1 protein-coding gene is annotated in these 595 nt (G+C 71.1%); it reads right to left on the bottom strand.

What is annotated here, in order from left to right:
* On the bottom strand, positions 1-595 hold a 595-nt coding region (locus N878_RS29285), incomplete at both ends, for a hypothetical protein (RefSeq protein ID WP_177342951.1).

The following is a 595-nucleotide window of genomic DNA, read 5'->3' as shown; positions in this document are numbered from 1 at the left end:
GAACAGGCCGAGGCCCTGCAGGATGAAGCCCTGCAAGACGAAGTCCTGCCGAACGAGGAACAACTGCAGGACGACGAGCAGGACAGCAACGAGGGCGAGCGTCCGCGTCGCCGTTCGCGCGGCCAGCGTCGTCGCAGCAATCGCCGCGAGCGTCAGCGCGATGCCGACGGCAACCTGATCGAAGGCGCCGAAGAAACCGCTGAAGGCGACGCGCAGAGCGCCCAGGTCGCCGCAGCCGCCGCCACGGCAGCCGCGGTAGTGGCCGCCAGCAGCGACGAACAGCCCGCGGTCGAAGTGCAGGCCGTCGAGCCGGTTGCAGCGCCCGCCTCGCAAGTAGCCAGCGAAGAACCCACCGCGCCGGTAGAGGTCGCTGTCGCCGCCGAACCGAGTGAGCCTGCGGTGGTAGCCGAGCAGGTCGCCGAAGTCGTGGTCGAGGCTGCTCCGGCTGCCGAAGTCCAGGTCGTCGAAGCGCCGGCAGCCGAACCAGCGGCTGCGCCAGCCGCCGTGCAGGAAGAAGCCCCGGCAGCCGTGCCAGAAGCTCCGGTTGCCGCGGCGCAAGAGCCGGTTGCCGCGGCTCCGCTCAGCAGCGGCGGTC

The organism is Pseudomonas sp. EGD-AK9 (assembly GCF_000465935.2).
In the GTDB taxonomy this organism is placed as follows: domain Bacteria; phylum Pseudomonadota; class Gammaproteobacteria; order Pseudomonadales; family Pseudomonadaceae; genus Aquipseudomonas.
The sequence above is the reverse complement of the archived record's forward strand: the minus strand, read 5'-3'. Positions and strand labels throughout refer to the sequence as shown.